The organism is Mycetocola sp., assembly GCF_046716805.1.
Classification (GTDB): domain Bacteria; phylum Actinomycetota; class Actinomycetes; order Actinomycetales; family Microbacteriaceae; genus Mycetocola_A.
In genome coordinates this window covers 25,251-46,154 of sequence record NZ_JBKJWH010000101.1, presented here as the reverse complement: position 1 = coordinate 46,154, position 20,904 = coordinate 25,251, and the positions used below count along the sequence as shown (strand labels likewise).

The 20,904-nt window shown below is 65.0% G+C and carries 20 protein-coding genes and 2 pseudogenes; 15 read left to right on the top strand and 7 right to left on the bottom strand.

All coding sequences use genetic code 11. From position 1 onward, the window contains the following. A pseudogene (locus ACLQ62_RS08260) lies at nucleotides 1–273 on the bottom strand (hypothetical protein); the annotation flags it as partial. Nucleotides 274–279: 6 nt separating this feature from the next. Then, nucleotides 280–651 (bottom strand): DUF4190 domain-containing protein, encoded by a 372-nt coding sequence (locus ACLQ62_RS08255; RefSeq protein WP_411721165.1) that lies wholly within the window; start codon nucleotides 649–651, stop codon nucleotides 280–282. A gap of 204 nt (nucleotides 652–855) precedes the next feature. Here ACLQ62_RS08255 and ACLQ62_RS08250 point away from each other — a divergent pair. Both ACLQ62_RS08250 and ACLQ62_RS08245 read left to right on the top strand, forming a co-directional pair. Then, a pseudogene (locus ACLQ62_RS08250) lies at nucleotides 856–960 on the top strand (DUF2510 domain-containing protein); the annotation flags it as partial. A gap of 396 nt (nucleotides 961–1,356) precedes the next feature. After that, nucleotides 1,357–1,818: a G5 domain-containing protein gene (locus tag ACLQ62_RS08245; RefSeq protein ID WP_411721166.1), complete on the top strand. Its 462-nt coding sequence runs from the start codon at nucleotides 1,357–1,359 to the stop codon at nucleotides 1,816–1,818. 16 nt (nucleotides 1,819–1,834) lie between these two features. Here the strand turns inward: ACLQ62_RS08245 and ACLQ62_RS08240 are convergent, their stop codons facing one another. From ACLQ62_RS08240 to ACLQ62_RS08225, 4 genes are all read right to left on the bottom strand, one after another. Next, on the bottom strand, nucleotides 1,835–2,305 hold the full coding sequence (locus ACLQ62_RS08240; protein ID WP_411721164.1) for a hypothetical protein: 471 nt from the start codon (nucleotides 2,303–2,305) through the stop codon (nucleotides 1,835–1,837). A gap of 87 nt (nucleotides 2,306–2,392) precedes the next feature. Next, nucleotides 2,393–3,421: an LLM class flavin-dependent oxidoreductase gene (locus ACLQ62_RS08235; RefSeq protein ID WP_411721163.1), complete on the bottom strand. Its 1,029-nt coding sequence runs from the start codon at nucleotides 3,419–3,421 to the stop codon at nucleotides 2,393–2,395. Between the two features lie 90 nt (nucleotides 3,422–3,511). Further along, a complete protein-coding gene (locus tag ACLQ62_RS08230) occupies nucleotides 3,512–5,293 on the bottom strand; it encodes a DNA/RNA helicase domain-containing protein (protein WP_411721162.1) in 1,782 nt (593 codons plus the stop codon). Next, nucleotides 5,280–5,600, bottom strand: coding sequence for a nucleotide pyrophosphohydrolase (locus ACLQ62_RS08225; RefSeq protein WP_411721161.1), 321 nt, complete (start codon nucleotides 5,598–5,600; stop codon nucleotides 5,280–5,282). Before ACLQ62_RS08225 ends, ACLQ62_RS08230 begins: the two co-directional genes overlap by 14 nt. Nucleotides 5,601–6,502: 902 nt before the next feature. Here ACLQ62_RS08225 and ACLQ62_RS08220 point away from each other — a divergent pair. The 13 genes from ACLQ62_RS08220 (at nucleotide 6,503) to ACLQ62_RS08160 (ending at nucleotide 19,973) form a co-directional block, all read left to right on the top strand. Further along, nucleotides 6,503–7,657, top strand: a complete 1,155-nt coding sequence (locus ACLQ62_RS08220) for a Fic family protein (protein ID WP_411721160.1) — start codon at nucleotides 6,503–6,505, stop codon at nucleotides 7,655–7,657. A 291-nt stretch (nucleotides 7,658–7,948) separates the two neighbouring features. After that, nucleotides 7,949–8,194: an AbrB/MazE/SpoVT family DNA-binding domain-containing protein gene (locus ACLQ62_RS08215; RefSeq protein WP_411721159.1), complete on the top strand. Its 246-nt coding sequence runs from the start codon at nucleotides 7,949–7,951 to the stop codon at nucleotides 8,192–8,194. Beyond that, nucleotides 8,191–8,556, top strand: a complete 366-nt coding sequence (locus ACLQ62_RS08210) for a PIN domain-containing protein (protein WP_411721158.1) — start codon at nucleotides 8,191–8,193, stop codon at nucleotides 8,554–8,556. Before ACLQ62_RS08215 ends, ACLQ62_RS08210 begins: the two co-directional genes overlap by 4 nt. A 49-nt stretch (nucleotides 8,557–8,605) precedes the next feature. Further along, nucleotides 8,606–9,529: an aldose 1-epimerase family protein gene (locus ACLQ62_RS08205; RefSeq protein ID WP_411721157.1), complete on the top strand. Its 924-nt coding sequence runs from the start codon at nucleotides 8,606–8,608 to the stop codon at nucleotides 9,527–9,529. 245 nt (nucleotides 9,530–9,774) lie between these two features. Then, nucleotides 9,775–10,257, top strand: a complete 483-nt coding sequence (locus ACLQ62_RS08200) for a hypothetical protein (RefSeq protein ID WP_411721156.1) — start codon at nucleotides 9,775–9,777, stop codon at nucleotides 10,255–10,257. A gap of 152 nt (nucleotides 10,258–10,409) precedes the next feature. Continuing rightward, nucleotides 10,410–11,459 carry an NAD(P)-dependent alcohol dehydrogenase gene (locus ACLQ62_RS08195; protein WP_411721155.1) on the top strand — a complete coding sequence of 350 codons (1,050 nt, stop codon included), beginning with the start codon at nucleotides 10,410–10,412 and terminating at the stop codon, nucleotides 11,457–11,459. A gap of 166 nt (nucleotides 11,460–11,625) precedes the next feature. After that, the gene (locus ACLQ62_RS08190) at nucleotides 11,626–12,597 is read left to right on the top strand and encodes an acetylxylan esterase (RefSeq protein WP_411721154.1); all 972 of its coding nucleotides are present in this window, start codon (nucleotides 11,626–11,628) and stop codon (nucleotides 12,595–12,597) included. Nucleotides 12,598–12,841: 244 nt separating this feature from the next. After that, complete coding sequence (locus ACLQ62_RS08185) at nucleotides 12,842–13,918, top strand: BMP family protein (RefSeq protein ID WP_411721153.1); 1,077 nt, start codon at nucleotides 12,842–12,844, stop codon at nucleotides 13,916–13,918. A 7-nt stretch (nucleotides 13,919–13,925) separates the two neighbouring features. Continuing rightward, complete coding sequence (locus ACLQ62_RS08180) at nucleotides 13,926–15,536, top strand: ABC transporter ATP-binding protein (RefSeq protein ID WP_411721152.1); 1,611 nt, start codon at nucleotides 13,926–13,928, stop codon at nucleotides 15,534–15,536. Continuing rightward, nucleotides 15,533–16,615, top strand: coding sequence for an ABC transporter permease (locus tag ACLQ62_RS08175; RefSeq protein WP_411721151.1), 1,083 nt, complete (start codon nucleotides 15,533–15,535; stop codon nucleotides 16,613–16,615). Before ACLQ62_RS08180 ends, ACLQ62_RS08175 begins: the two co-directional genes overlap by 4 nt. Further along, a complete protein-coding gene (locus ACLQ62_RS08170) occupies nucleotides 16,612–17,511 on the top strand; it encodes an ABC transporter permease (RefSeq protein ID WP_411721150.1) in 900 nt (299 codons plus the stop codon). Before ACLQ62_RS08175 ends, ACLQ62_RS08170 begins: the two co-directional genes overlap by 4 nt. 69 nt (nucleotides 17,512–17,580) lie before the next feature. Then, the gene (locus ACLQ62_RS08165) at nucleotides 17,581–18,030 is read left to right on the top strand and encodes a nucleoside deaminase (RefSeq protein WP_411721149.1); all 450 of its coding nucleotides are present in this window, start codon (nucleotides 17,581–17,583) and stop codon (nucleotides 18,028–18,030) included. Nucleotides 18,031–18,263: 233 nt separating this feature from the next. Next, nucleotides 18,264–19,973 (top strand): BCCT family transporter, encoded by a 1,710-nt coding sequence (locus tag ACLQ62_RS08160; protein ID WP_411721148.1) that lies wholly within the window; start codon nucleotides 18,264–18,266, stop codon nucleotides 19,971–19,973. A 107-nt stretch (nucleotides 19,974–20,080) separates the two neighbouring features. Here ACLQ62_RS08160 and ACLQ62_RS08155 read toward each other — a convergent pair whose 3' ends face one another. After that, on the bottom strand, nucleotides 20,081–20,890 hold the full coding sequence (locus tag ACLQ62_RS08155) for a class II glutamine amidotransferase (protein ID WP_411721147.1): 810 nt from the start codon (nucleotides 20,888–20,890) through the stop codon (nucleotides 20,081–20,083). Nucleotides 20,891–20,904 lie beyond the last annotated feature (14 nt).

Here is a 20,904-nt window from a genome sequence, read left to right as displayed (position 1 = left end):
GCTGGCGTTGAACGGTGTTGACCAGTCGGCGTAGGCGCGGCTGATCACGATGGAGCCGAACGAGGAGGCGTAGTCGAGGATGGCCGCGACGTCGACGGTGGCCGCGCGGATGCGGGCCGCGATCACCAGGTCGGCATTGCTGCGGTTCGCGACGAAGTGGCGGACGCGGTCCTTGCCGAACTGCCCGTCACCATGCAGCTGGTTGTAGCGGGAGATGACGATGTTGTCGAAATCGATGTAGACGGCGACGCGGTCGCGGGGCTTCTTGGCCATGCGCGCTCAGGCGCCGACGACGTCGGTGGAGCTCGACGACGCGGCGGCGGCGATCAGCCAGAGGGCGGTCGTGCCGATCGACAGGGCGACGACGAGGTAGCCGAGCACAAGACCGGTGAGAGCCCCGCCGCGTCCGACGCCGGCGCGGGCGGAATTGTTGAGTCCCACGTGCCCGAACACAATGGCGAGAACCGCGGGCAGGAACGCGACGAACATCATGAACAGCCCGAAGATCGGGATCGGTATCCAGATCCCGAAGACGATCGCGACGATGCCGAGCACTAGGGCGGTGACCGCCATGCCGTTCGATGGCTGCTTGATCATCGACTGGTAGATGACTTGGTGCTGGCCGTATGGGTTCTGTCGCGGGTTGCTCACACGTTCCAGAGTGGCAGCGCTGTCGGCTGGGCGGCAGCACCTATTTGGGGCGGCAGTTAGCGCGATATAACCCCGCCCCTCAGATCGACTCGGTACGTCCCCGGACTGGGGCGTGAATGCGCACGACTTCGCCTGGAGAATAGGATCGGATGCTCTCCTTCCGGTGATCGCCGCCCGATACACACACGACTATGAAGGAGCGCAATGTCCGCGCCCATACCCGGCTGGTACGCCGATGCTTCGCATGGAAACCAGGTGCGCTGGTGGAACGGCACAGCGTGGAGCGATCACCCGACACCGAGCATCCCTGCTCCGGCCGCAAGCGTCCCTGCTCCTGTAAAGAAGGCACCAGTCCCAAAGGCCGCGAAGATCGCGGTCGCAGCGGCGCTCGGATTGATCGTGCTTATCATTGCGGCTGGGAGTGGCGTCCTCGGGCAACTGATCATCTTGGCGGGGTTGCTCGCTGCCGCGCTTGGCGCATATGCGGCAGCAGTGGGATCTGCTCCCCGCTTCAGAGTGAAATCACGAAAGATCGGCGCCCTTATTCTCGGTGCGGGACTCTTCGCGGCCATGATCGGTGGAGCGGCCAATGCAGCGACGTTCGCGCCGCCAACTGCGTCGCTATCCGCAGGTGCGGTATCTGGTTCTGATGACTCTGAGCCTGCCGAGACTCCAACCTCAACTCCAACGCCCACACCGGAACCGGTGGTCGAGCAGAAGGAAGTTCGCGAACCGATCGTCATCCCCTTCGGCAGCACGACGACGAATGACGCCACTCTCGCAGTCGGCACAACTGCGGTCACTGTTCCGGGTGTCAATGGCGAAAAAGTCATCGTTCACCAGGTGACGTACACGGACGGGGTCGAGACCGAGCGCTCCGTGCTCCGTGAGGAGATAACGGTGCAGCCGGTCACGCAAGTGACGGCCGTGGGTACAAAGCAGCCTGCGCCGCCGCCCCCTCCTGCGCCGGCACCCGCCCCAGCGCCCGCGCCCAAGAGCAGCGGATGCCACTCCAGCTACTCGGGAGTGTGTGTGCCGATCGCTAGTGATGTCGACTGTGCTGGGGGTGGCGGTAACGGGCCTGCCTACGTCAGCGGGCCGGTGCAGGTGGTTGGGCACGACGAGTACCAGCTCGACCGCGATGGCGATGGGATCGCCTGCGACTGAACCGGCCGCCGCTGGGTTAGTAAGCGGCTTCACCTGGAGCGAGGGCTTCGACGTTGGAGCTTTTTGCGATCTTCTGGATGCTTTCATCCAACAGCTCGCGCGCCGTCATGAGATGGTGCCAGTAGTTGTCAGGGTCGATGTCGCTGTCTTCCAAGTACCGGTTGCAGGCGCGGGTCATCTCCGTGAGTGCGCGTTGGACCTGTCGATCGCCGCGAATGCCGTCACGGGTGCGCTTGATTTCGTCCCTCAGAGCGAGAACGCTCCGACTGACGCGATGGAAGTCAGGAAGTTCTTTCGCGTCCGGAACCGACTGCACTTCTTCGATCGGCGTGAATGCCCTCCGACGGTTAATATCGTCGATGAGTCCGCGTAAAAGTCCATCTTCGGTGCGACGTCGCTGAACCATGAACGTTGCTAAGGCGATGACGACCGTGAGGGCAGCGCCAATGACGGCGACGAGAAGGTCAGGTAAGAAGGTGAGCCACATAGGCACAGTGTGTCAGCTCGTCGGAGTGCGGATTCACCCCTCATCGGTCCCGCGGCGCTGCAGTAGGGTGAGCCGCTCGACGTAGTGCTACGCGAGCATCTCCCGCACCAACGGAATCACCTGCGTGCCATACAGCTCGATGCTCGACATGAGTTGCTCGTGCGGCATCGGCCCGTTCGCGTACTTGAGGTCGAACCGGTCGAGCCCCAGCGTCTGCGCCGTCTTAGCGATCCGGCCCGCGACCGTTTCCGGCGAGCCGGCGTAGAGCGAACCGTGCTCAATCTCGTTGATGAACTCGGTTTCCGTCACGGGCGGCCAGCCGCGCTCGCCACCGATCCGGTCGCGGTTCGCCTTGAAGTGCGGCCAGAGCTGCTCGCGGGCGAGCTCGTCGGTGGCGGCCACGTGTCCGGGGGAGTGCGCGCCGAGCGGCATCCGGGGCAGGCCGAGCTGATCGGATGCTCGCCCGTAAAGTTCGACGTAGGGCAGGAACCGGCCCGGGTCGCCGCCGATGATCGCGAGCATCATCGGGATGCCGGTGCGCACCGACCGTACGACGGACTCCGGTGATCCGCCGACGCCGATCCAGGAGGTCAGTCGGCCGGACTCGGTCTTCGGGAAGACGTCCTGATTGACGAGCGGGGCACGGTAGCTGCCTGACCAGGTGATCGGCTTCTCCTTGAGCAGCTGCACGAAGAGGTCGAGCTTCTCATTGAACAGGGTCTCGTAGTCGGCGAGGTCGAAGCCGAACAGCGGGAACGACTCGGTGAATGAACCGCGGCCGAGGATGACTTCGGCGCGGCCGTTGCTGGCGGCATCCAGGGTGGAGAAGCGTTCGAAGACGCGGATCGGGTCGTCGCTGGAGAGCACGGTGACGGCGGTGCCGAGGTGGATGCGTTCGGTCTGGCCGGCGATCGCGGCGAGCACCATGTCTGGGGCGGAGATGGCGAAGTCGTCGCGGTGGTGTTCGCCGATGCCGATGAAGTCGATGCCGACCTGGTCGGCGAGAACGCCTTGGGCTATCGTGTTGCGGATCACCTGGGCGTCGCTCTGGCGCTCGCCGTTGCTGTCGACGGTGACGTCGCCGAAGGTATCGAGCCCGAGTTCGAGGTGTGCCATGCCAGTGTCCGTTTCAGTCGCATATCGATGCAAACGCATCATTCGCCCCAACGAGTGAAGTTCGAACCGTATTCCCGCCGGTCGGGCTTGCTACTTTGCCAGCGGTATAAAGTCCCGCAGGTACTCGCGAAGCGCCGGATCGCAAACGTAGACAAAGGTGCCGCGGATGCCGCGGGTCAAGAGAACCGCGTAGATGTTGCGTATGAATCGGAGCAGGTCTTCGTCCGTGTACTTCTTACCGAGTGTCTTGTTGTTTTGTTTGCCTCTCGTATCGAAGTACGAGGCCCGGTCAACATATAGCCGCCGAGTGCGAGGGTCGAACCGCAGATCAGGACCGATGATCACGCCCGCATAGTTCAGGTCATACCCCTGCACCGTGTGGATAGAGCCGACCTCCTCGAGCGACTTGGGTGACGCGATCCAGTCCGTCTGGGTGCTGTTCCAGCGGAACCGCTGACCGTCCACCTCGATGTCATACAGGGTCTTGTCATTCTTGGACTTCCACGGCCATGCGAATCCAGCCAGCAGCCGAGACAGGCTGGCTTCTTTCTCTTTTCGAAGCACTTCCTCACGCATCTCGGTAACGCTCTCGAACAAACGGAAGTCGTAACCGTCAAAGCTGTGGGGCAAGAGCGGCTCAGTTAGATTTGATTCGTCTGACGCGCCTAGCATGCGCCGAACGTAGTCGACATAGTTCGCTCCCGCCTGCACCCGCATCTGCGTGGCTAGAGGGTAATGGCGGTGCCTGCCTTTTGCCGCACGGACGAGTCCGTCGAGCAGCTCGAACGGTAGGTCCGCCGGGCGCACACTCTGCGCCGCGTCCAGCAGAAAAATCTGATGCTTACTCTTAGCCCGAAGCCAGTCGAGCTGAGTCTTGCCCTTGTCGTCCGCGCCGAAGAGCTTCTCGTTTATCTCACGGAACTTGGTGTTCTGCGACGCAGACGCTTGGTTGGCACGTTGATTCAGCCGATGAGCTTCGTCGATGACAAGCAGGTCGAAGTACTCGTCAGACTCCCCGACGTCGAAGGCCGTCTTGACCATCGCGGGGTGCAGCCCAGGAGTCTTCTTGAACACCTTCCTGATCGACTCGCGGAGCGACTGCTGCGGCACGACAAGGGCAAACCGAAGGCCGGATAGTAGCTCTTTGTAGTCGGCGTCGAAGAAATCGGAAAACATGGTGTCGCTGTCGAAATCCTCAGCCGGGGCTGTGCTCGCGATGTCGACAAGCAATTTGAGCAAATAGATCGCGACCACAGTTTTGCCGGTACCCGGGTCACCTTGGATGACGATCGTGCTGTCGGTGCCACTTTCGAGATCCTCAAAGAGTCCTTCGAGGATGCCTTCCACAGCGACGGCCTGATCCTGCGTCAGTGCCTTGAATGGAGAAAGCTTGAAGAGGTCGCTGTTCTCGATTTCGGGGATGCTCCGGGTGAAAACTCCGTCGCGTCTGAGCCGGTCGAAGACGTCACGGAACGTCTCTTGGTAGAGCTCTCGGTCGTAATACTCCCCGTCCGTGATTCCATCGTTCCGGTTGAGCACGCGATATGCGCCATCGCCGGCCAGAAGCCGGATCAGAAAAGACTCCAGATCGAGGCAGGCCGACTTGTTGAATCTCTCATCGACGATGACGCGGATGGTTTTCAGGTGCTGTTTGTCCGGGGAATCGAAGTGCTGGCGCATCCGCGTGGCGGCGTTTCGCGACTCTCCAACGTAAACGTCGTTGAACCCCGGACGCCTGCGCGCTTTGTCGCCGTGCTTCGCGTCATCCAGCACGTACACGACCGGCCAGTTGGTGTTACGTGGATGGCCGGGAGCCCACCGTGAAACTGCCTCGTGAGTGAAGTCGAGGCGAGTGATTTCAGAGGGCGTCATATTTTGTGCTTCGACCCCGCGCTTTTTCGACTGGGTACTTCTCTCGCGTAGTGGCCAGCTTGTCCAGAACAATCTGATCAGGGTCAGCGCCGATGCGGTCGGCGAGCAGCATGCAGTAGGTGAGCACATCAGCTAGTTCCTCGCGGACGCGAGCCGCGTCGGCGTCGGCGTTCCATTGGAAGCACTCGAGCAGTTCACCCGCCTCTATGACGATGCTCTTGGCGAGGTTTTCAGCGCTGTGGAACTGCGCCCAATCGCGCTCGGCCATAAACGATGCGATCTCATCGCGGACTGACTTGTCGACCATCCCGTCAACCTAGCAGGACTGTCCCGCGAGTTAAGGTCGGGCGCTCCAAGCCGCATCGCACGCGTCTTGGTGTGTCTCCTATAGGCAGCGTGCGCTCTCCGATCACAATTAACCGTGGATCTTTAGGCCGGAAGGTCTAAGTGCCTCCGACCCATTGAACGCCCCGCAATTGGGGCCACCGTCACTAAACGGCATTGCCGAATTTCACCCATGCACATATTTTGACCCCTTGCCGGAGGTCCTTCACTTGTAAAGTGGTCGAGCTTGCAAGTCGAACGCATAGCCACGTGCCCGGGTGGTCGTCGAAAGTCTGCTGAAGGTCGAGGGCATTCAGGGCGAAGGCACGGACCAGTAACCACTTACTGGGTTGGCGTCGCACCCGACTCTCGCTTTGTCAGCCGACGTGTTGTGTCAACGTGATGGGCGGCGAGTTATCGAGCGCATGATGGACGCTGATTCATCTACCGGTTCTGACGGTGAGTTCTCTGAGTAGTCATCGAAACGCGGCGTGTCTACCTTAGTTATCGCCCATCCTAGCCGGGCCTGCCGGAAAAGCCCTGATCAGAGACCCTTTCCGGAGAGTCAAAATTCTGCTTTGGCAGAATTCACTCTCGGCACCAAAAACGTTCATCGCTCGATCCGACTGGTCGTTTCCGGCCCAGATCTTACGTCATTTATGGCTAGCTGGCTGATGCCAAAGTTTTCGTGAGCCTGGCCGGTCCTTGCCTTGATTACTCGCGATATCTATGGGACGTGGGTAAAGTGCGCGCTACCGGCAAATTAAATAATGTGCACCAACGTTTCAATTGTCAGGGAGCCGCATTCGCCCCGAAACTCAAGCAGAAGCTGGGGAGTTCGAACAATTCATACAAATTCGAATTCCTTGACACTAAAATGTCAAGATGGATGAAATTGAATATCCTCACTTTTCTTTCGACAGCGATCTGACTCGTGCTGTGATCGAACTGGAACGGGAACGCGCCAATCTCAATAAAGGGACCACGCCCCACGAGGTCTTTCTCCAACTCAAAGACTTGTTCCAGCTCCTCACAAGCATCATGTCCGCGCGCATCGAAGGCAACAGAACTTCAATCCTCGATGCAGTCAGCGGCGCGGCTAGCTTGCGAAATTCTTCCGCGCCCATTGAACTAAATGACGGAGTGGAAGAGATCCTCAATATCCAGCGAGCCGTCGACTTCATCGACAAGAAGGTCGGGTCGTCTCCGATCAACCACCTATTTATCCGAGAGCTTCATCGGATCGTGGTCTTCGGTCTGACTCGCGAAGGAGATCGCACTCCGGGTGCTTATCGGGTGGGAGAGGTGTCCATAGGTAGGTCGAGCCATCGGCCGCCGTGGCCAGCTGATGTCCCGGATCATATGTCCTCCCTCATCGCCTTTATCAGTGAAGAGGTAGAGCCGCAAATGCAATTGCTACAAACCGCAATCGCTCACCATCGTTTTCTTTGGATTCACCCGTTTGGTAATGGAAACGGTCGAACTGCCCGGTTGCTCACGTACGCGATGCTTGTCAAGCAGGGATTCACGTCTGCGGAGGATTACCGCGCAGTAAACCCCACCGCGGTATTTGGGTCGGATCGTCAAGGATACTACGACAATCTAGAGGCTGCGGATTCTCTCTCGAACGACGGAATGGTCGCCTGGTGCACTTACGTCCTGTCGGGGCTGAACACGGACCTTAAGAAGCTGGGACGTCTAAGCGACAAAAATTTTGTGACGGGCGAGTTGCTCATCCCTGCTGTTGAGCGTTTGCGCTCTGCTGGGGGCTTGACGTCCGGAGAAGCTGCGGCGTTGGCCGTTGCCGCAAGGAAAACGATCGTCAAGGCCAGAGATCTCGAGCTGGCATTCCCCGGCTCGCCATCGACGCGCAGTCAAGCCATCCGGCGGCTCACCGATCGGGGCTTGCTGAGTGCGACGGCTCCTGGGGCACGCACCTATCAACTCATTTTTGCTCCAAATGAGTTGACGGTCCATCTCGTAAATCGCCTCAATGTCGCTGGGTTGCTGCCCAACATCCTCAGGGAAGATCCGCTCTGACGAGCAAGCGGCCGTTTCCACACGGCACCTACTTGCTAGCGCGTGTCGGTAACCCGCGGCAGTAAGCGGAAGTGAGTCACGTTGCCGGCGCTTCGACGGGTTCACCTTGGGGTGACCCGCTTTTGCTCCGGCGGGCGGTGTCACGTTGAGTTTTGAGTGTCGCGGGGCAATAAGTCCATCGGGATGTCGATACGGGCTCGCTTTCTCGGCGCTGCCCACCCTTCCTGTTTCCAGCGCCTTCGGGTCGTCGGCGCCCTCCCCCGGCGCGGCATCAAGTGGTACCTTCGCTGCATGAGTGGGACAGAAACAGTCCGAGTGGGAAACAAGGGCCGGATCGTGCTGCCTGCCGGGATGCGCCAGCGACGGGACTGGGCCGAAGGCACGACCCTCGTGGCGATAGAAACCGAGACGGGAGTACTGCTCGCCGAGCGAAGCGCCCTCGAGACGATTCTTCGCGAGCAGCTTTCCGGGGCGGATGTTGTCGCCTCGCTCCTGGAGGAGAGGCGGAGGGCTTCCGCGGCGGAGGACGACGCGTGAACGTGTTCGACGCATCCGCCCTGCTTGCCTACCTTCGCGGTGAATCCGGCAGCATTACGGTTCGCGAACAGCTTGAGCGAGGTGGCGCGTGCAGCGCCGCGAACTGGTCGGAAGTGGCCCAGAAGGTGATCGCGGCGGAAGCGGATTGGGGCCTGGCCCGCTCTCTGCTGTTGAGCTTCGAGCTGGTGGTGGAACCGGTCACTGCGGTCGATGCGGAGAAGGCCGCCGCGCTGTGGCGATCCGGCGAGGGGCTCTCGCTTGCTGATCGGCTGTGCCTCGCGCTCGCCGAACGGCTCGACGCACGAGTCTTGACCGCGGACCAGCAGTGGCTGGGTCGCGAGCGAGTCACCACGATTCGGTAGGTGCTCGTCGGCGGTCCAGTCCTCGCGCAACAAGCGGCAGAATTGACCCATGACCATCCCGCTCTCCGGAACGCAGTTCGAGCTCACCAGCGGCCCATACACCGCCACCATCGCCAGCGTCGGCGCCTCGCTGCGCTCGCTGCAGCACAACGGCCGCAACCTCGTTGTGCCGTTCGACGCCGACGAGGTGCGCCCCGCGTACCGGGGCGCCACCCTCGCTCCGTGGCCGAACCGCGTGGTCGACGGTCGCTACAACTTCGAAGGCACCGACTACGAGCTGCCGCTCACCGAGCCGAAGCGCGGCCACGCGCTGCACGGACTCGTCGCCTGGCACGACTTCATCGCCCTCGACGAAGCCGACGACCGGGTGATGCTCGCGACCACGATCGAGGCGCAGAGCGGGTACCCGTTCCGCATCCAGGTGCGGGTCGAATTCCTTCTCGACGAGGGCGGCCTGCACACCACCGTCGCCGCCCGCAACACCGGCACCGCCCCCGCGCCGTTCGGCACCGGCCCGCACCCGTACCTGGTTGCCGGTGAGGGGGCCGTCGACGACTGGACACTCCTTCTCCCGGCCGAGCAGGTGCTGACCGTGACAGAAGACCGGTTGATTCCGATCGAACTGGCGGATGTTTCCACCGACTCGGGCGGAACCTTCGACTTCCGCACGCCCCGCGTCATCGGAGACACCTTCATCGACCACGCGTTCACCGGGCTCGTTCGGGACGACAACCGGACCGCCGAGGTTCGCGTGATGGCGGCATCCGGTACCGGAGTTCGCATGCGTTGGGATTCCTCGTGCAAGTGGGTGCAGGTGCACACGGCTGACCAGGAGGCCCCGAAGCCCAGCCGAATCGGCCTCGCTGTCGAACCGATGACGTGCCCGCCCGACGCGTTCAACTCCGGTGAGGACCTGCTCGTGCTCCAGCCGGGCGGCGTCACGTTCGCCTCGTGGAGCATTGCGGCGCTGTAGACCGAGCCCCGGGTGCGCTGGAGTGCACGCGGCGGGATCTCGATAACGCTGCTTGGTTCCTGAGCCTGTCGAAGGGCGCTGCGCTCGCGGCGCACTCGATCAGCGGTGTGGCGACGCGCGGCGGGGCATCCGTCTCGATGGGCAGCGCTCCCCATCGAGTAGGCACCCGTCGCGCAGATAGCCTTCAAGTGAATCACCTTTTCCCGCTGCGGCCCTGGTCCGTCGGCGCCGTCGTTGGGACACCCATGAAGTTTGCACACGCTGCCGCCGCCACCGCACTGGCCGCCGGCCTGGTCCTGACGCTGGGCGCGTGCGCGTCGGGTACCGCCGAGGATGCCGCCACATCGTCGCCGGATGCCGTCGAGACCGAGACCGCAGGGCCGGAAGAGACCGAGTCCGAAGGCACCGGCTCCGGGGATGCCGCAAAGAACGGGGGAGTGACCGACGACATCGGCACCTCGTGCGAGGACGTCAACACGCTCATGGCCGACCTTCGCGCGGTCGACAACGCGGATCACAACGGTTACGAAGAGATCTACTTCCGTGCCGAGGAGGCACAGGAGACGGCCCCCGTCGAGACGTACGACCTGTATTCGGCGTTGTCGCTGCTGGCGCTCGAACGGTCGTCGGGCGAAAGCGCCTCGCAGGACACGAGCGACCGGATGAGGGATGCCCTGTTCGCTTCCGCCGGGCCCTGCACCGCCGAGGATGTGACGCTCACGTTCTGAGCCGCGACTTGGCTGGCGCGGAGGGCGGAGCAAGCGAGCGGGGTGCGAATGGAGGCACGTCAAGGCTCCGAGGGAATGCAACGCGCCGTTGTAGCCTTGACCCCTACCGCAGGCGTACGAGTGCCTGCCCCACCCACTTCCGGAGGTACTCCTTGACCACCACCGTGCCCGCCCTCGTGACAGCATCCGCCGGAGCGTCCTTCGAGCGCTCCACCATCGAACGCCGCGACGTCGGCCCTCACGACGTGCAGATCGACATCGCCTACGCCGGCATCTGCCACTCCGACATCCACCAGGCCCGCGAAGAGTGGGGCGCCGGGATCTTCCCGATGGTCCCAGGCCACGAAATCGCCGGCATCGTCACCGCCATCGGCACGGATGTCACCAAGCACCAGGTCGGCGACCGGGTCGGCATCGGATGCTTCGTCGACTCCTGCCGCGAATGCGAGAACTGCCTCGCCGGTGAGGAGCAGTTCTGCCTTCAGGGCAACGTCGCCACCTACAACGGACGCCAGTACTCCGGCGAGGAAACCTACGGCGGCTACAGCACCCAGATCGTCGCCGACGAGAACTACGTGCTGAGCATCCCCGAAGGCATCGGCCTCGACGTTGCCGCCCCGCTGCTCTGCGCCGGCATCACCACTTACTCGCCGCTCAAGCACTGGGGTGCCGGGCCGGGCACCAAGGTCGCGATCGTCGGCATGGGCGGACTCGGACACATGGGCGTCAAGATCGCCGCCGCGCTCGGCGCCGAAGTGACCGTGCTCAGCCAGACGCTGTCGAAGCAGGAGGACGGCCTCAAGCTCGGCGCCACCGACTACTTCGCCACGAGCGACCCGGAGACGTTCGAGAAGAACAAGAAGCGCTTCGACCTGATCATCAACACGGTGTCGGCGGACCTGCCGATCGACGACTACCTGTCGATGCTCACCCTCAACGGATCGATGGTGTTCGTCGGGCTGCCGGAGAACGCGCAGACGTTCCGCGTCTTCTCCCTCACCGGCGGACGCCGCAGCCTCGCCGGGTCCAACATCGGCGGCATCCGCGAGACCCAGGAAATGCTGGACTTCTGTGCCGAGCACGGGCTTGGCGCTGACGTCGAGGTGATCGGCGCGGACCAGGTCGACGAGGCGTACGAGCGCGTGGTCAAGAGCGACGTGCGGTACCGGTTCGTGATCGACACGGCCACCATTCCGGCTTAGCGGGGGAGCGGCTGCGCCCACACTCCTTCGATTCACGCGTCCCGGACGGAAACATCCGGTACACCGCGTGATTTTGTCCGAACCGAGTGAATCGGTGCGGTCGCTTCGTCGGCACAGAAGCAGTTCGAGGAGGGGCTCGCCCAAAGCAGTCTGAAAGGCGGAGCAGATGTACACCGACCTTCCCGAACGCGAACTGCGGCGCTACCGCAGCGCCCAGATCGACCCGGCCGACTTCGACGACTTTTGGGCGAGGACCCTCGACGGCTCCCGCGCACACGACCTCGCCGTGCGCGTGGAGCAGGTCGAGTCGCGGCTGGTCACGATCGACCTGTACGACGTGACCTTCGCCGGTTTCGACGGGCACCCGGTCAGAGCCTGGCTGCGGGTGCCGGCCGGTGCCGTGGCATCCGGTCGGTCGCTGCCGACGGTCGTGCAGTTCGTCGGATACGGCGGCGGGCGCGGCCACGAGTTCGAGAACCTGCTGTGGGCGAGCGCCGGTTACGCGCACCTGGTCATGGACACCCGCGGCCAGGGCGCCGGCTGGAGCACCGGCTCGACGCCCGACCCGGTCGGCTCCGGGCCGGCGACATCCGGCGTGATGACCCGCGGCATCGAGAGCCCGGATAGCTATTACTACCGGCGGGTGTACATCGACGCCGTGCGGGCGGTCGAAGCGGCCCGGTCACTCGACATCGTCGACAGTGCGCGGGTTGCCGTGCTCGGCGGCAGTCAGGGCGGCGGAATCGCGCTCGCCGTGGCGGCGCTGGTGCCGGATGTCGCTGCTCTCGTCGCGTACGTCCCCTTCCTCTGCGATTTCCCCCGCGCGACGGTCATCACCGACCGGGACCCGTACAAGGAGATCGGCCAGTACCTCGCCATCCACCGGGAATCGCGCGCTGCCGTGCACGAGACCCTCGCCTACTTCGACGGGGTCAATTTCGCCCGGCGTGCGAGCGCTCCGGCCTGGTTCTCGACCGCACTCATGGACCCGACGTGCCCGCCGTCGACGGTGTTCGGCGCGTACAACGCGTACACCGGCCCCAAGGAGATCACCGTCTGGCCGTACAACGGCCACGAGGGCGGGGGAGTGCTCGACGACGTGATGGCGCTCGATGCGCTGAAGGGCGTGTTCGGGTAGCGGCGGCTGCCGCCAGCATCCGCTACGAATTCACTCAATCCGGGCCGGAACATCCGGCGCACCGGGTGAACGTGTCCGGACCGGGTGAACCGGTGGCCGGGGCGGGGATCGAAGGGCCCTTCGCCGACACCGAGCAAACTTAACGCAAGAGAAACAACCCCGCTCTGGCGGCGGCGGATGCCACAAGCCTATTCTCAGAGGACGACCCGGCTGTGCGGTCGCTCAGACAGAGAGAAGGCACCTCATGCTCCGACGTTCCGCCCGCAATTCACGCAGATTCCTCGCCACGCTGGGCGTGGCATCCGCCGCCGCACTCCTGCTCGCGGGCTGCGGCGGCGCGACCGGCAACGAGGGTACCGACGACGCCACCACCGAACCCGGCGCGAGCGACGTGCCCTCGGTCTTCGGCGCCTTCGCCACCCCGCTCGAGGAGCCGTGGGACGGCGCCATCCACGCGGCACTCGAATCCGCCGAGGAAGACGGCCTGATCACCTACGACCACACCGACAACCTGCACACCGCCGACGAGATGGAACGTGCGCTGCGCGACATCGCCACCAACCAGGCGCCGGACATCATCATCGGAGACGCCTTCGCCGCCGAAGACGCCGTCCGGGCTGTGGCCAAGGAGTTCCCCGACATCGCCTTCGCCTTCGGCTCCGGTGGTAAGGAGCAGGAACCCAACTTCAGCGTCATCGACAACTGGATGCAGGACCCGGCCTACCTCGCCGGCATGCTCGCCGGAGGTCTCACGAAGTCCGGCACCATCGGCGTGGTCGGCGCGATGCCGATCCCCGAGGTGAACCGCATCGTCAACGGCTTCATCGCCGGCGTCGAGGAGACCAACCCGTCCGCGACGGTGACCGTGTCGTTCATCAACTCGTTCTTCGACCCCGCCACCGCGAAGCAGGCGGCGGAGGCTGCGATCGCCGGCGGAGCCGACGTGCTGTTCGCCGAACGGGACGGCGTCATCGCCGCCGCCGAGGAGAACAACCTGCCGGTCTTCGGCATGATGGTCGACCAGCAGGAGCAGGCTCCCCAACACGTGGTGTCATCGCTGATCTGGGACATGCGCCCAACCGTCGACGCGATCGTCGAAGCGGTCCAGGCCGGCGACTACACAGCGACAAACCTCGCCGAGTACTCGTTCATGGTCAACGGCGGCAGTTCCATCGCCCCGATCAACACCGAAACGGCGTTCGAGATCCCCGCTGACCTGATCGAGAAGGTCGAGGCCAAGCAGGCCGAGATTCTCGACGGCAGCTTCGAAACCCCGATCAACGAAGAAGCCCCCGCCGGTTCCACCACCATCGGCGAGTAAGCGCTCCGTGACCGTCAGCACACCAGGGGCGGCGTCGACCGCCGCCCCGCTCCCCACCCCGCTCGCCGAACTCATCGACATCACCAAGACGTTCGGCGCGGTCGTCGCCAACGACTCGATCTCGCTGACCGTGCTGCCCGGCGAGGTGCACGCGCTCCTCGGCGAGAACGGCGCAGGCAAGTCGACACTCACCCGCATCCTCTACGGCCTCAGCCAGCCCGACAGCGGTGAGATCCGGATCGACGGCACGACAACCCGGATCGACTCGCCAGCGGATGCCATGGCATCCGGAATCGGGATGGTCACCCAGGAGTTCTCCCTCGTCGACACGATGACGGTCACCGAGAACCTCATGCTCGCCGGTGTTGGGTTCGGCCGGGTCTCCCGCGCCGAGGCGCGCGGCCGGGTGCTCGCCGCGGCGGAACGGGTTGGTGTGACTCTCAACCCGGATGCCATCGTCGAGACCCTGTCGGTCGGCGAACGTCAGCGGGTCGAGATCGTCAAAGCACTGTTCCACGACTGCCGCGTGCTCATCCTCGACGAACCCACCGCGGTGCTCGTGCCACAGGACGTCGAGCTGCTGTTCGAATCGATCGAACGGCTCACCGCCGACGGCATGGGCGTCATCTTCATCTCCCACAAACTGCACGAGGTCACCCGTATCGCCGACCGGGTCAGCATCCTCCGACGCGGCACCATCGTCGCCTCCCGGCTGGCTTCCGGCCTCGCCCCGCGTGACATTGCCGCACTCATGGTCGGCTCGACCGCCCTCGCCGTCGAAGAGTCGCCGGCGCTCGCCACGAGCATCGGCCTCGAGCTCGACGAGTCCGCCGTCCCGGATGCTGCGCCCGCGGCATCCGCCCCCCTCCCGTTCGAAGAGCCGGCCCTGGAACTCCGCGGTATCAGCCTCCGCACGGCAGGGTCGACGGTGCTCGACGACATCACCCTGCGCGTCGGACGCGGTGAGATCGTGGGCATCGCCGGGGTGTCCGGCAACGGCCAGACCGAACTCGTCTCCGTGCTCTGCGGAACCCTGCCGGCCACCGGCGGTACCGTCTCCGTCGCCGGAACCGGGATCACCGGCCTCGACCCGGCTGGGCGGATCCGCGCCGGATTCGGCCGGCTCACCGAGGACCGCAGGGGCAGCGTCATCCCGGCACTGACTGTCACCCAGAACCTCGTGCTGGAAGACCTCGACGGGTTCAGGAAGGGACCGTTCCTGGACCGGCGTGCCATCCGCGACCACGTCGCCGCCCTCATCGAACGCTTCGACATCCGCGCGCAACCGGGCGACCCCATCCGCTCGCTGTCGGGCGGCAACATGCAGAAGGTGCTGCTCGCCCGGGCGATCTCCCGCAACCCGCGCGCGCTCGTCGCCTCCCAACCCACCCGGGGCCTCGACATCGGCGCCTGCGACTACGTCTACTCGCAACTGCGCGCCCTCCGTGACGACGGCGCCGGCGTGCTCCTCATCTCCGAGGACCTCGACGAGCTCCTCGGCCTGTGCGACCGCATCGCCGTCATCTTCTCCGGCCGGATCATCGGCGAGCTTCCCACCGCCGAGGCCACCCACGAATCCCTCGGCCTGCTGATGACCGGGCAGCAGGATGCCGCATGAGAGTCCTCCTCCGCGCCCGCGAATCGCGCTGGCTGGCGCCCGCCGCGGTCGGCCTCGCCGTTCTCGTGACGCTGCTGATCACCGCAGGACCCATCCGGCTCGCGGGCGCGAACCCGGTCGCCGCCTACCAGCGCTACCTCGTCACGCCGCTGACCACGATCGGCGGGCTCAACGAAGTGCTGCTCGCCGCGACGCCGCTCATCTTCACCGGCCTCGCCGTCGCCATCGCGTTCCGGGTCGGCTACTACAACATCGGTGCTGAGGGACAGTTCCTGGCCGGCGCCGCCGCGGCGACCGTACCTGGCCTGTACCTCGCCGACCTGCCCGCCGTGTTCGCCTTGCCGCTGGCGCTCGGCGCCGGTGCGATCGGTGGGCTCGCTTGGGCGGTCGTGCCCGCCTGGCTCAAACGCCATGCCCACATCGACGAAGTCGTGACGACGCTGCTGCTCAACCCGGTGGCGCTGCTGCTGATCCAGGGCCTGCTCAACGGCCCGTGGCGCAACTCGCAGAGCGGGTTCCCCGACAGCGACCGGTACGGTGCCGGCTACACCCTCCCGGTCATCGTCGAAGGAACCCGGGCGCACTGGGGGCTGATCCTCGCGCTGGTGCTCGTCGGAGTCACCTTCGTGATCATGTCGTTCACTCCGCTCGGGCTGCGGCTGAAGGCGGCCGGCCAGTCACCGGCGGCAGCGCGGTTCTCGGGTATCGCGGTGTCGCGCCTACAGTGGCGCTGCGCCCTGGTCTCGGGTGGGATCGCCGGGCTCGGCGGGGCGAGCCAGGTGCTCGGCGTGCAGCATCAGCTGACCGGCGGCATCTCCAGCGGCTACGGCTACACCGGGGTCGTCGTCGCCACCCTCGGCGCGCTGACCGCCGGCGGCGTGCTCCTCGTCGCCCTGCTGCTCGGCACCATCACCGTCGGAGCCCAGAACGCCTCGATCACCCTGCAGCTGCCGACACAGATGGGTGCGATCGTCAGCTCGACCCTGCTGCTCACCGTGGTCTCCTTCCTGGCGCTGCGGCGTTACCGCGTGGTGTTCCGCCGACGAACCCGCACGGCCGACGAAGGGGCGACTTCGTGAACCTCCCGTTCTTCGCCATCCTCGCCGCGACGCTCACCATCGCCACCCCGCTGGTCTGGGCGGCGCTCGGTGCGATTCTCAACGAACGCGCCGGCATCATGAACCTCGGCATCGAAGGCACGATGTACGCGGGAGCCTTCTGCGGGTTCCTCGCCACAGCGATGAGCGGATCGCTCTGGTTCGGCCTCGCGTCCGCCGTGATCGCCGGCCTTCTCGCCGGAGCGCTGATGGCGCTGCTCACCGTGACCCTCGGGGTGAACCAGCACGTCGCCGGCATCGGCACGACCCTGCTGCTCGTCGCCGCGTGCGACTTCACCAACCGGCTGCTGTTCAGCGGAGCAGCGCAGATCACGACCGAGAAGTTCGACCGGTTGCTGCCCGGCGGCGGACTGTTCTCCCAATACCCGATGACCTACGTCGCGTTCCTGCTGCTCGCGCCTGCACTCTGGTGGGTGCTGCGCTCCAGCGGATTCGGGCTGCGCCTGCGGGCCGTCGGCGAGAACCCCGAGGCAGCGGATGCCGCCGGCATCCCGGTCGCGAAGACCCGGTACGCGGCGCTCATCCTCGGCGGCGCACTGATGGCGCTCGGCGGTTCGTTCCTCACCCTGTCCCTGCTCGGCTCGTTCACCATCGACATGGTCAGCGGGCGCGGCTGGATCTGCATCGCCCTCGTCATCTTCGGCCGGTGGCGGGTCTGGCCGGTCGTCGCCGGTGCCCTGCTGTTCGCCGTCACCGATGCGCTCCAACTGCAGCTCGCGATCTCACCGGCGTTCAGCGAGGTGCCCAACGAGTTGCTCATCGCCTTCCCGTACCTCGTCGTCATCGCCGCCCTCGCGATCTGGGGCCGAGGCGTCCGGTACCCCGGCGCCTACCTCAAGCCGTACCGGCGCGCGTGATGGCGAGCCGTCCTGTGGGCGCCGCCACCGGCATCCGCTTTTCTACGCTTCTCTCGAAACGGAGTAATCATGACCCTCACTGACAGCCAGCAGCTCGATGCCGCGATCGCGGAGGCGCGGAAGAGCCGCGCGGAGGGCGGCATCCCGATCGGGGCGGCGCTCATCGTCGACGGGGAAGTGCTCGCGACCGGGCACAACCGCCGGGTGCAGGATGCCAGCGCGATCCACCACGGCGAGACCAACTGCCTCGAGAACGCGGGGCGGCTGCCGGCGAGCGTCTACGCGCGGGCGACGATGGTGACCACCCTGTCGCCGTGCGACATGTGCACGGGAGCGATTCTGCTCTACAAGATCCCGCGGGTGATCATCGGCGAGAACCGAACCTTCTACGGCGGCGAGGACTACCTGCGCTCGCGCGGTGTCGACGTCGTCGTGCTCGACAGCGAGGAGTGCGTCGAGTTGATGACTGAGTTCATCTCCGCCGAGCCCGCGCTCTGGAACGAGGACATCGGGGTCTAGGGGCGCGGGTGTCCGGCGCCGGGCACCGTTTCACTCGTTGCGGACCGGGACAGCCGGTGTGACGGATGCTTTCGTCCGGACCGGGTGAGGAGGCGCCGTCAGCCGTGCCATCCTTTCGCACAACGCGACCCCGCTCGACGTGCTCGGTGATCAGATTGCTCAATCCCACCGAGCCGGGCAGAGCGCATTGTCCCTCATTGTGGGGGAAAGCGCACAGATCTAAGCTGGGCGGCATGTCAACCTCTGCCGCTACCGCGGCTGCTCCTGTCTCGAAGGTTCCGGAAGTCGCCAAGTGGGTGTTCTGGCCCGCAGCGATCGTCATCCTCCTGTTCGTTGCCTTCGCCGTACTGCTCCCGCAGGCTGCCGAGTCGCTGTTCGCCGGTATCCAGGCCAGCATCGTCAGCAACTTCAACTGGTACTACGTGCTGATCGCGGCATTCTTTGTCATTTTCAGCCTCTGGGTGGGCTTCAGCCGGTTCGGCGACATCAAACTCGGCAAGGACGACGACGAGCCAGAGTTCTCGATCGGCTCCTGGTTCTCCCTCCTCTTCGCGGCCGGCATGGGCATCGGGCTGGTCTTCTACGGCGTCGGTGAACCGCTCAGCCACTTCGCTGAGCCGCGCCCCGGCGTCGAAGGCACGCCAAGCCAGCTCGCCTCGCAGGCGCTGTCGCAGACCTACCTGCACTGGGGCGTGCACGCCTGGTCGATCTACGTCGTCATCGGGCTCGCTCTCGCCTACGCCATCCACCGCAAGGGCCGGTCGGTGTCGATCCGCTGGGCGCTCGAACCGCTGCTCGGCAAACGCGTGCGCGGCGGGTGGGGCAACCTCATCGACGTGATCGCCCTCGTCGGCACCCTCTTCGGTGTCGCCACCTCGCTCGGACTGGGCGTCGTTCAGATCAGCGCCGGGCTGGAAAGCGCCGGGATCATCGCGGCATCCGACTTCGTCAACGTCATCCTCATCCTGATCATCACCGGGGCTGTGCTGTTCTCGGTGCTGTCGGGTGTGGCCAAGGGCATGAAGTGGCTGTCGAACCTCAACCTCATGCTCGCGGGCATCATCGTCCTCTTCATCCTCATCGTCGGACCGACCCAGTTCCTTCTGCGCGACTTCGTGCAGTCGATCGGCGCATACCTTCAGGGATTCATCGGGCTGTCATTCAACGTTGCCGCGTTCAGCGGCGAAGCGGGGGAGGCATGGCAGGCCACCTGGACCACGTTCTACTGGGGCTGGTGGATCTCATGGGCACCGTTCGTCGGCGTCTTCATCGCACGGATTTCCCGCGGCCGCACCGTTCGCCAGTTCGTCACCGGCGTGCTGCTCGTGCCGACGCTGATCACCTTCCTCTGGTTCAGTGTGCTCGGCGGAACCGCGCTGTACTCGGAACTGAACGGCCCGGGCGGGCTGGTCAGTGCGGACGGCACAGTCAACGTCGAAGGTGCGCTGTTCGCGATGTTCGACCAGTTGCCCGGGGGCACGGCGCTCACCATCGGCGGAATCATCCTCATCGCCATCTTCTTCGTGACGTCGGCCGACTCCGGCGCTCTCGTGATGGCGATGTTCGCCAGTGGCGGCCAGGTGGAACCCAAACGGTGGATCCGCGCGTTCTTCGCGATCGTCACATCCGCCCTCGCGATCGCCCTCCTGCTGGCGGGCGGACTGCAGGCGCTGCAAACCGCGGCGATCATCATCGCGCTGCCGTTCAGCATCATCATGCTCTTCATCTGCTGGGCCACGGCTCTCGCTTTCGGCCGAGAGCATCGGGCCTTCGAGAGAGCCCAGCGGTCCGCGCTTCTCGACCACATCGGCGACCATTACGGGCTCGACACCGACGATTCCTCGGACGGGGCGCCGATACCCGGCCGGAGGTCGATCTTCCGGCGCAACCGCAACCGGGTGTCGTCGGGGGCGTCGGAGGAGCATCCGACCGAGGTGTTCTAGGGCCGCCGCTGCTGCGCCGGCGCCATTTCACTCGTTCCGGTCGGATGCACGCGGCACGCCGGGTGAATTCGACCGGAACGGGTGTATTCGTGCCCCGAGGCGCGACCTCAGGCGCTCGGCCCCACCGGTAGCAGTTCGAGCCGCGTCAACTCGCGGGTCTCGAGGTCGATCATAGCGGCGGAGTCCGGAGGCACATTTGTCCAGCCCGGCTCGTTGAGCCCACTCGAGATGACGTGCACCGCGTCGGCGGTGATGCGGTAATCCATCGTGTAGTACTCGGTCGCGTGGCGGGGCGGCATGTCCGCGTCTGAGGCATATCGCGCACTCAGCGCCCGCGGCGGCGACACCGCTTTACTGTTCACGTGGATCGCGAACAGCGCAGTCGGCGTGAGGAGCAGCGCGTTGAGGCTCGCATTCGGGAACTCGTGCGTCATCGTGTGCAACGCCCGGGTGACCCCATCGGCCTCGGAGTCGCTCTCGGCGATGCACTGCAGGACGAAGCGAAAGTACCGCTCGCTGTCGGTGTCGCCCCGCAACTTCGCGGTCGACGCGGGCGAGAGCATCTCGTCGAGCCGCGCGATCGGCGTGATGTTGCCGTTGTGCGCGAACGCGTAGTCGCCGTCGGTGAACGGATGCGTGTTCTCCGGCACCACAGGAAGCCCTCCGCTCGCCCAGCGCAAGTGCACCAGACCCGCGGAGCCGAGCGGTTGCCGGGTGAGGTCCGCATACAGCGGGTCCCGAGCTGCGGAACCGGGCCGCGAGACGGAGTGTGTCAGCTGATCGGCGCCCCGCCAGGCGACCCCCCAGCCATCGCCGTGCAGTGACGCAAGTGAGGTGAACGCCTGAAACTCGGATGCCCCGAGCGCGTCGACGGCGGCGAGAGGACGGGCGGCGACATAGCCGAGCAATCGGCACACGGGCGTGGGTTCCT

Coding starts and splice junctions, on each gene's coding strand:
- ACLQ62_RS08240 (WP_411721164.1), bottom strand. CDS start 2,305: ATGTGGCTCACCTTCTTACCTGACCTTCTCGTCGCCGTCATTGGCGCT.
- ACLQ62_RS08235 (WP_411721163.1), bottom strand. CDS start 3,421: ATGGCACACCTCGAACTCGGGCTCGATACCTTCGGCGACGTCACCGTC.
- ACLQ62_RS08230 (WP_411721162.1), bottom strand. CDS start 5,293: ATGACGCCCTCTGAAATCACTCGCCTCGACTTCACTCACGAGGCAGTT.
- ACLQ62_RS08225 (WP_411721161.1), bottom strand. CDS start 5,600: ATGGTCGACAAGTCAGTCCGCGATGAGATCGCATCGTTTATGGCCGAG.
- ACLQ62_RS08220 (WP_411721160.1), top strand. CDS start 6,503: ATGGATGAAATTGAATATCCTCACTTTTCTTTCGACAGCGATCTGACT.
- ACLQ62_RS08215 (WP_411721159.1), top strand. CDS start 7,949: ATGAGTGGGACAGAAACAGTCCGAGTGGGAAACAAGGGCCGGATCGTG.
- ACLQ62_RS08205 (WP_411721157.1), top strand. CDS start 8,606: ATGACCATCCCGCTCTCCGGAACGCAGTTCGAGCTCACCAGCGGCCCA.
- ACLQ62_RS08200 (WP_411721156.1), top strand. CDS start 9,775: ATGAAGTTTGCACACGCTGCCGCCGCCACCGCACTGGCCGCCGGCCTG.
- ACLQ62_RS08190 (WP_411721154.1), top strand. CDS start 11,626: ATGTACACCGACCTTCCCGAACGCGAACTGCGGCGCTACCGCAGCGCC.
- ACLQ62_RS08185 (WP_411721153.1), top strand. CDS start 12,842: ATGCTCCGACGTTCCGCCCGCAATTCACGCAGATTCCTCGCCACGCTG.
- ACLQ62_RS08175 (WP_411721151.1), top strand. CDS start 15,533: ATGAGAGTCCTCCTCCGCGCCCGCGAATCGCGCTGGCTGGCGCCCGCC.
- ACLQ62_RS08165 (WP_411721149.1), top strand. CDS start 17,581: ATGACCCTCACTGACAGCCAGCAGCTCGATGCCGCGATCGCGGAGGCG.
- ACLQ62_RS08160 (WP_411721148.1), top strand. CDS start 18,264: ATGTCAACCTCTGCCGCTACCGCGGCTGCTCCTGTCTCGAAGGTTCCG.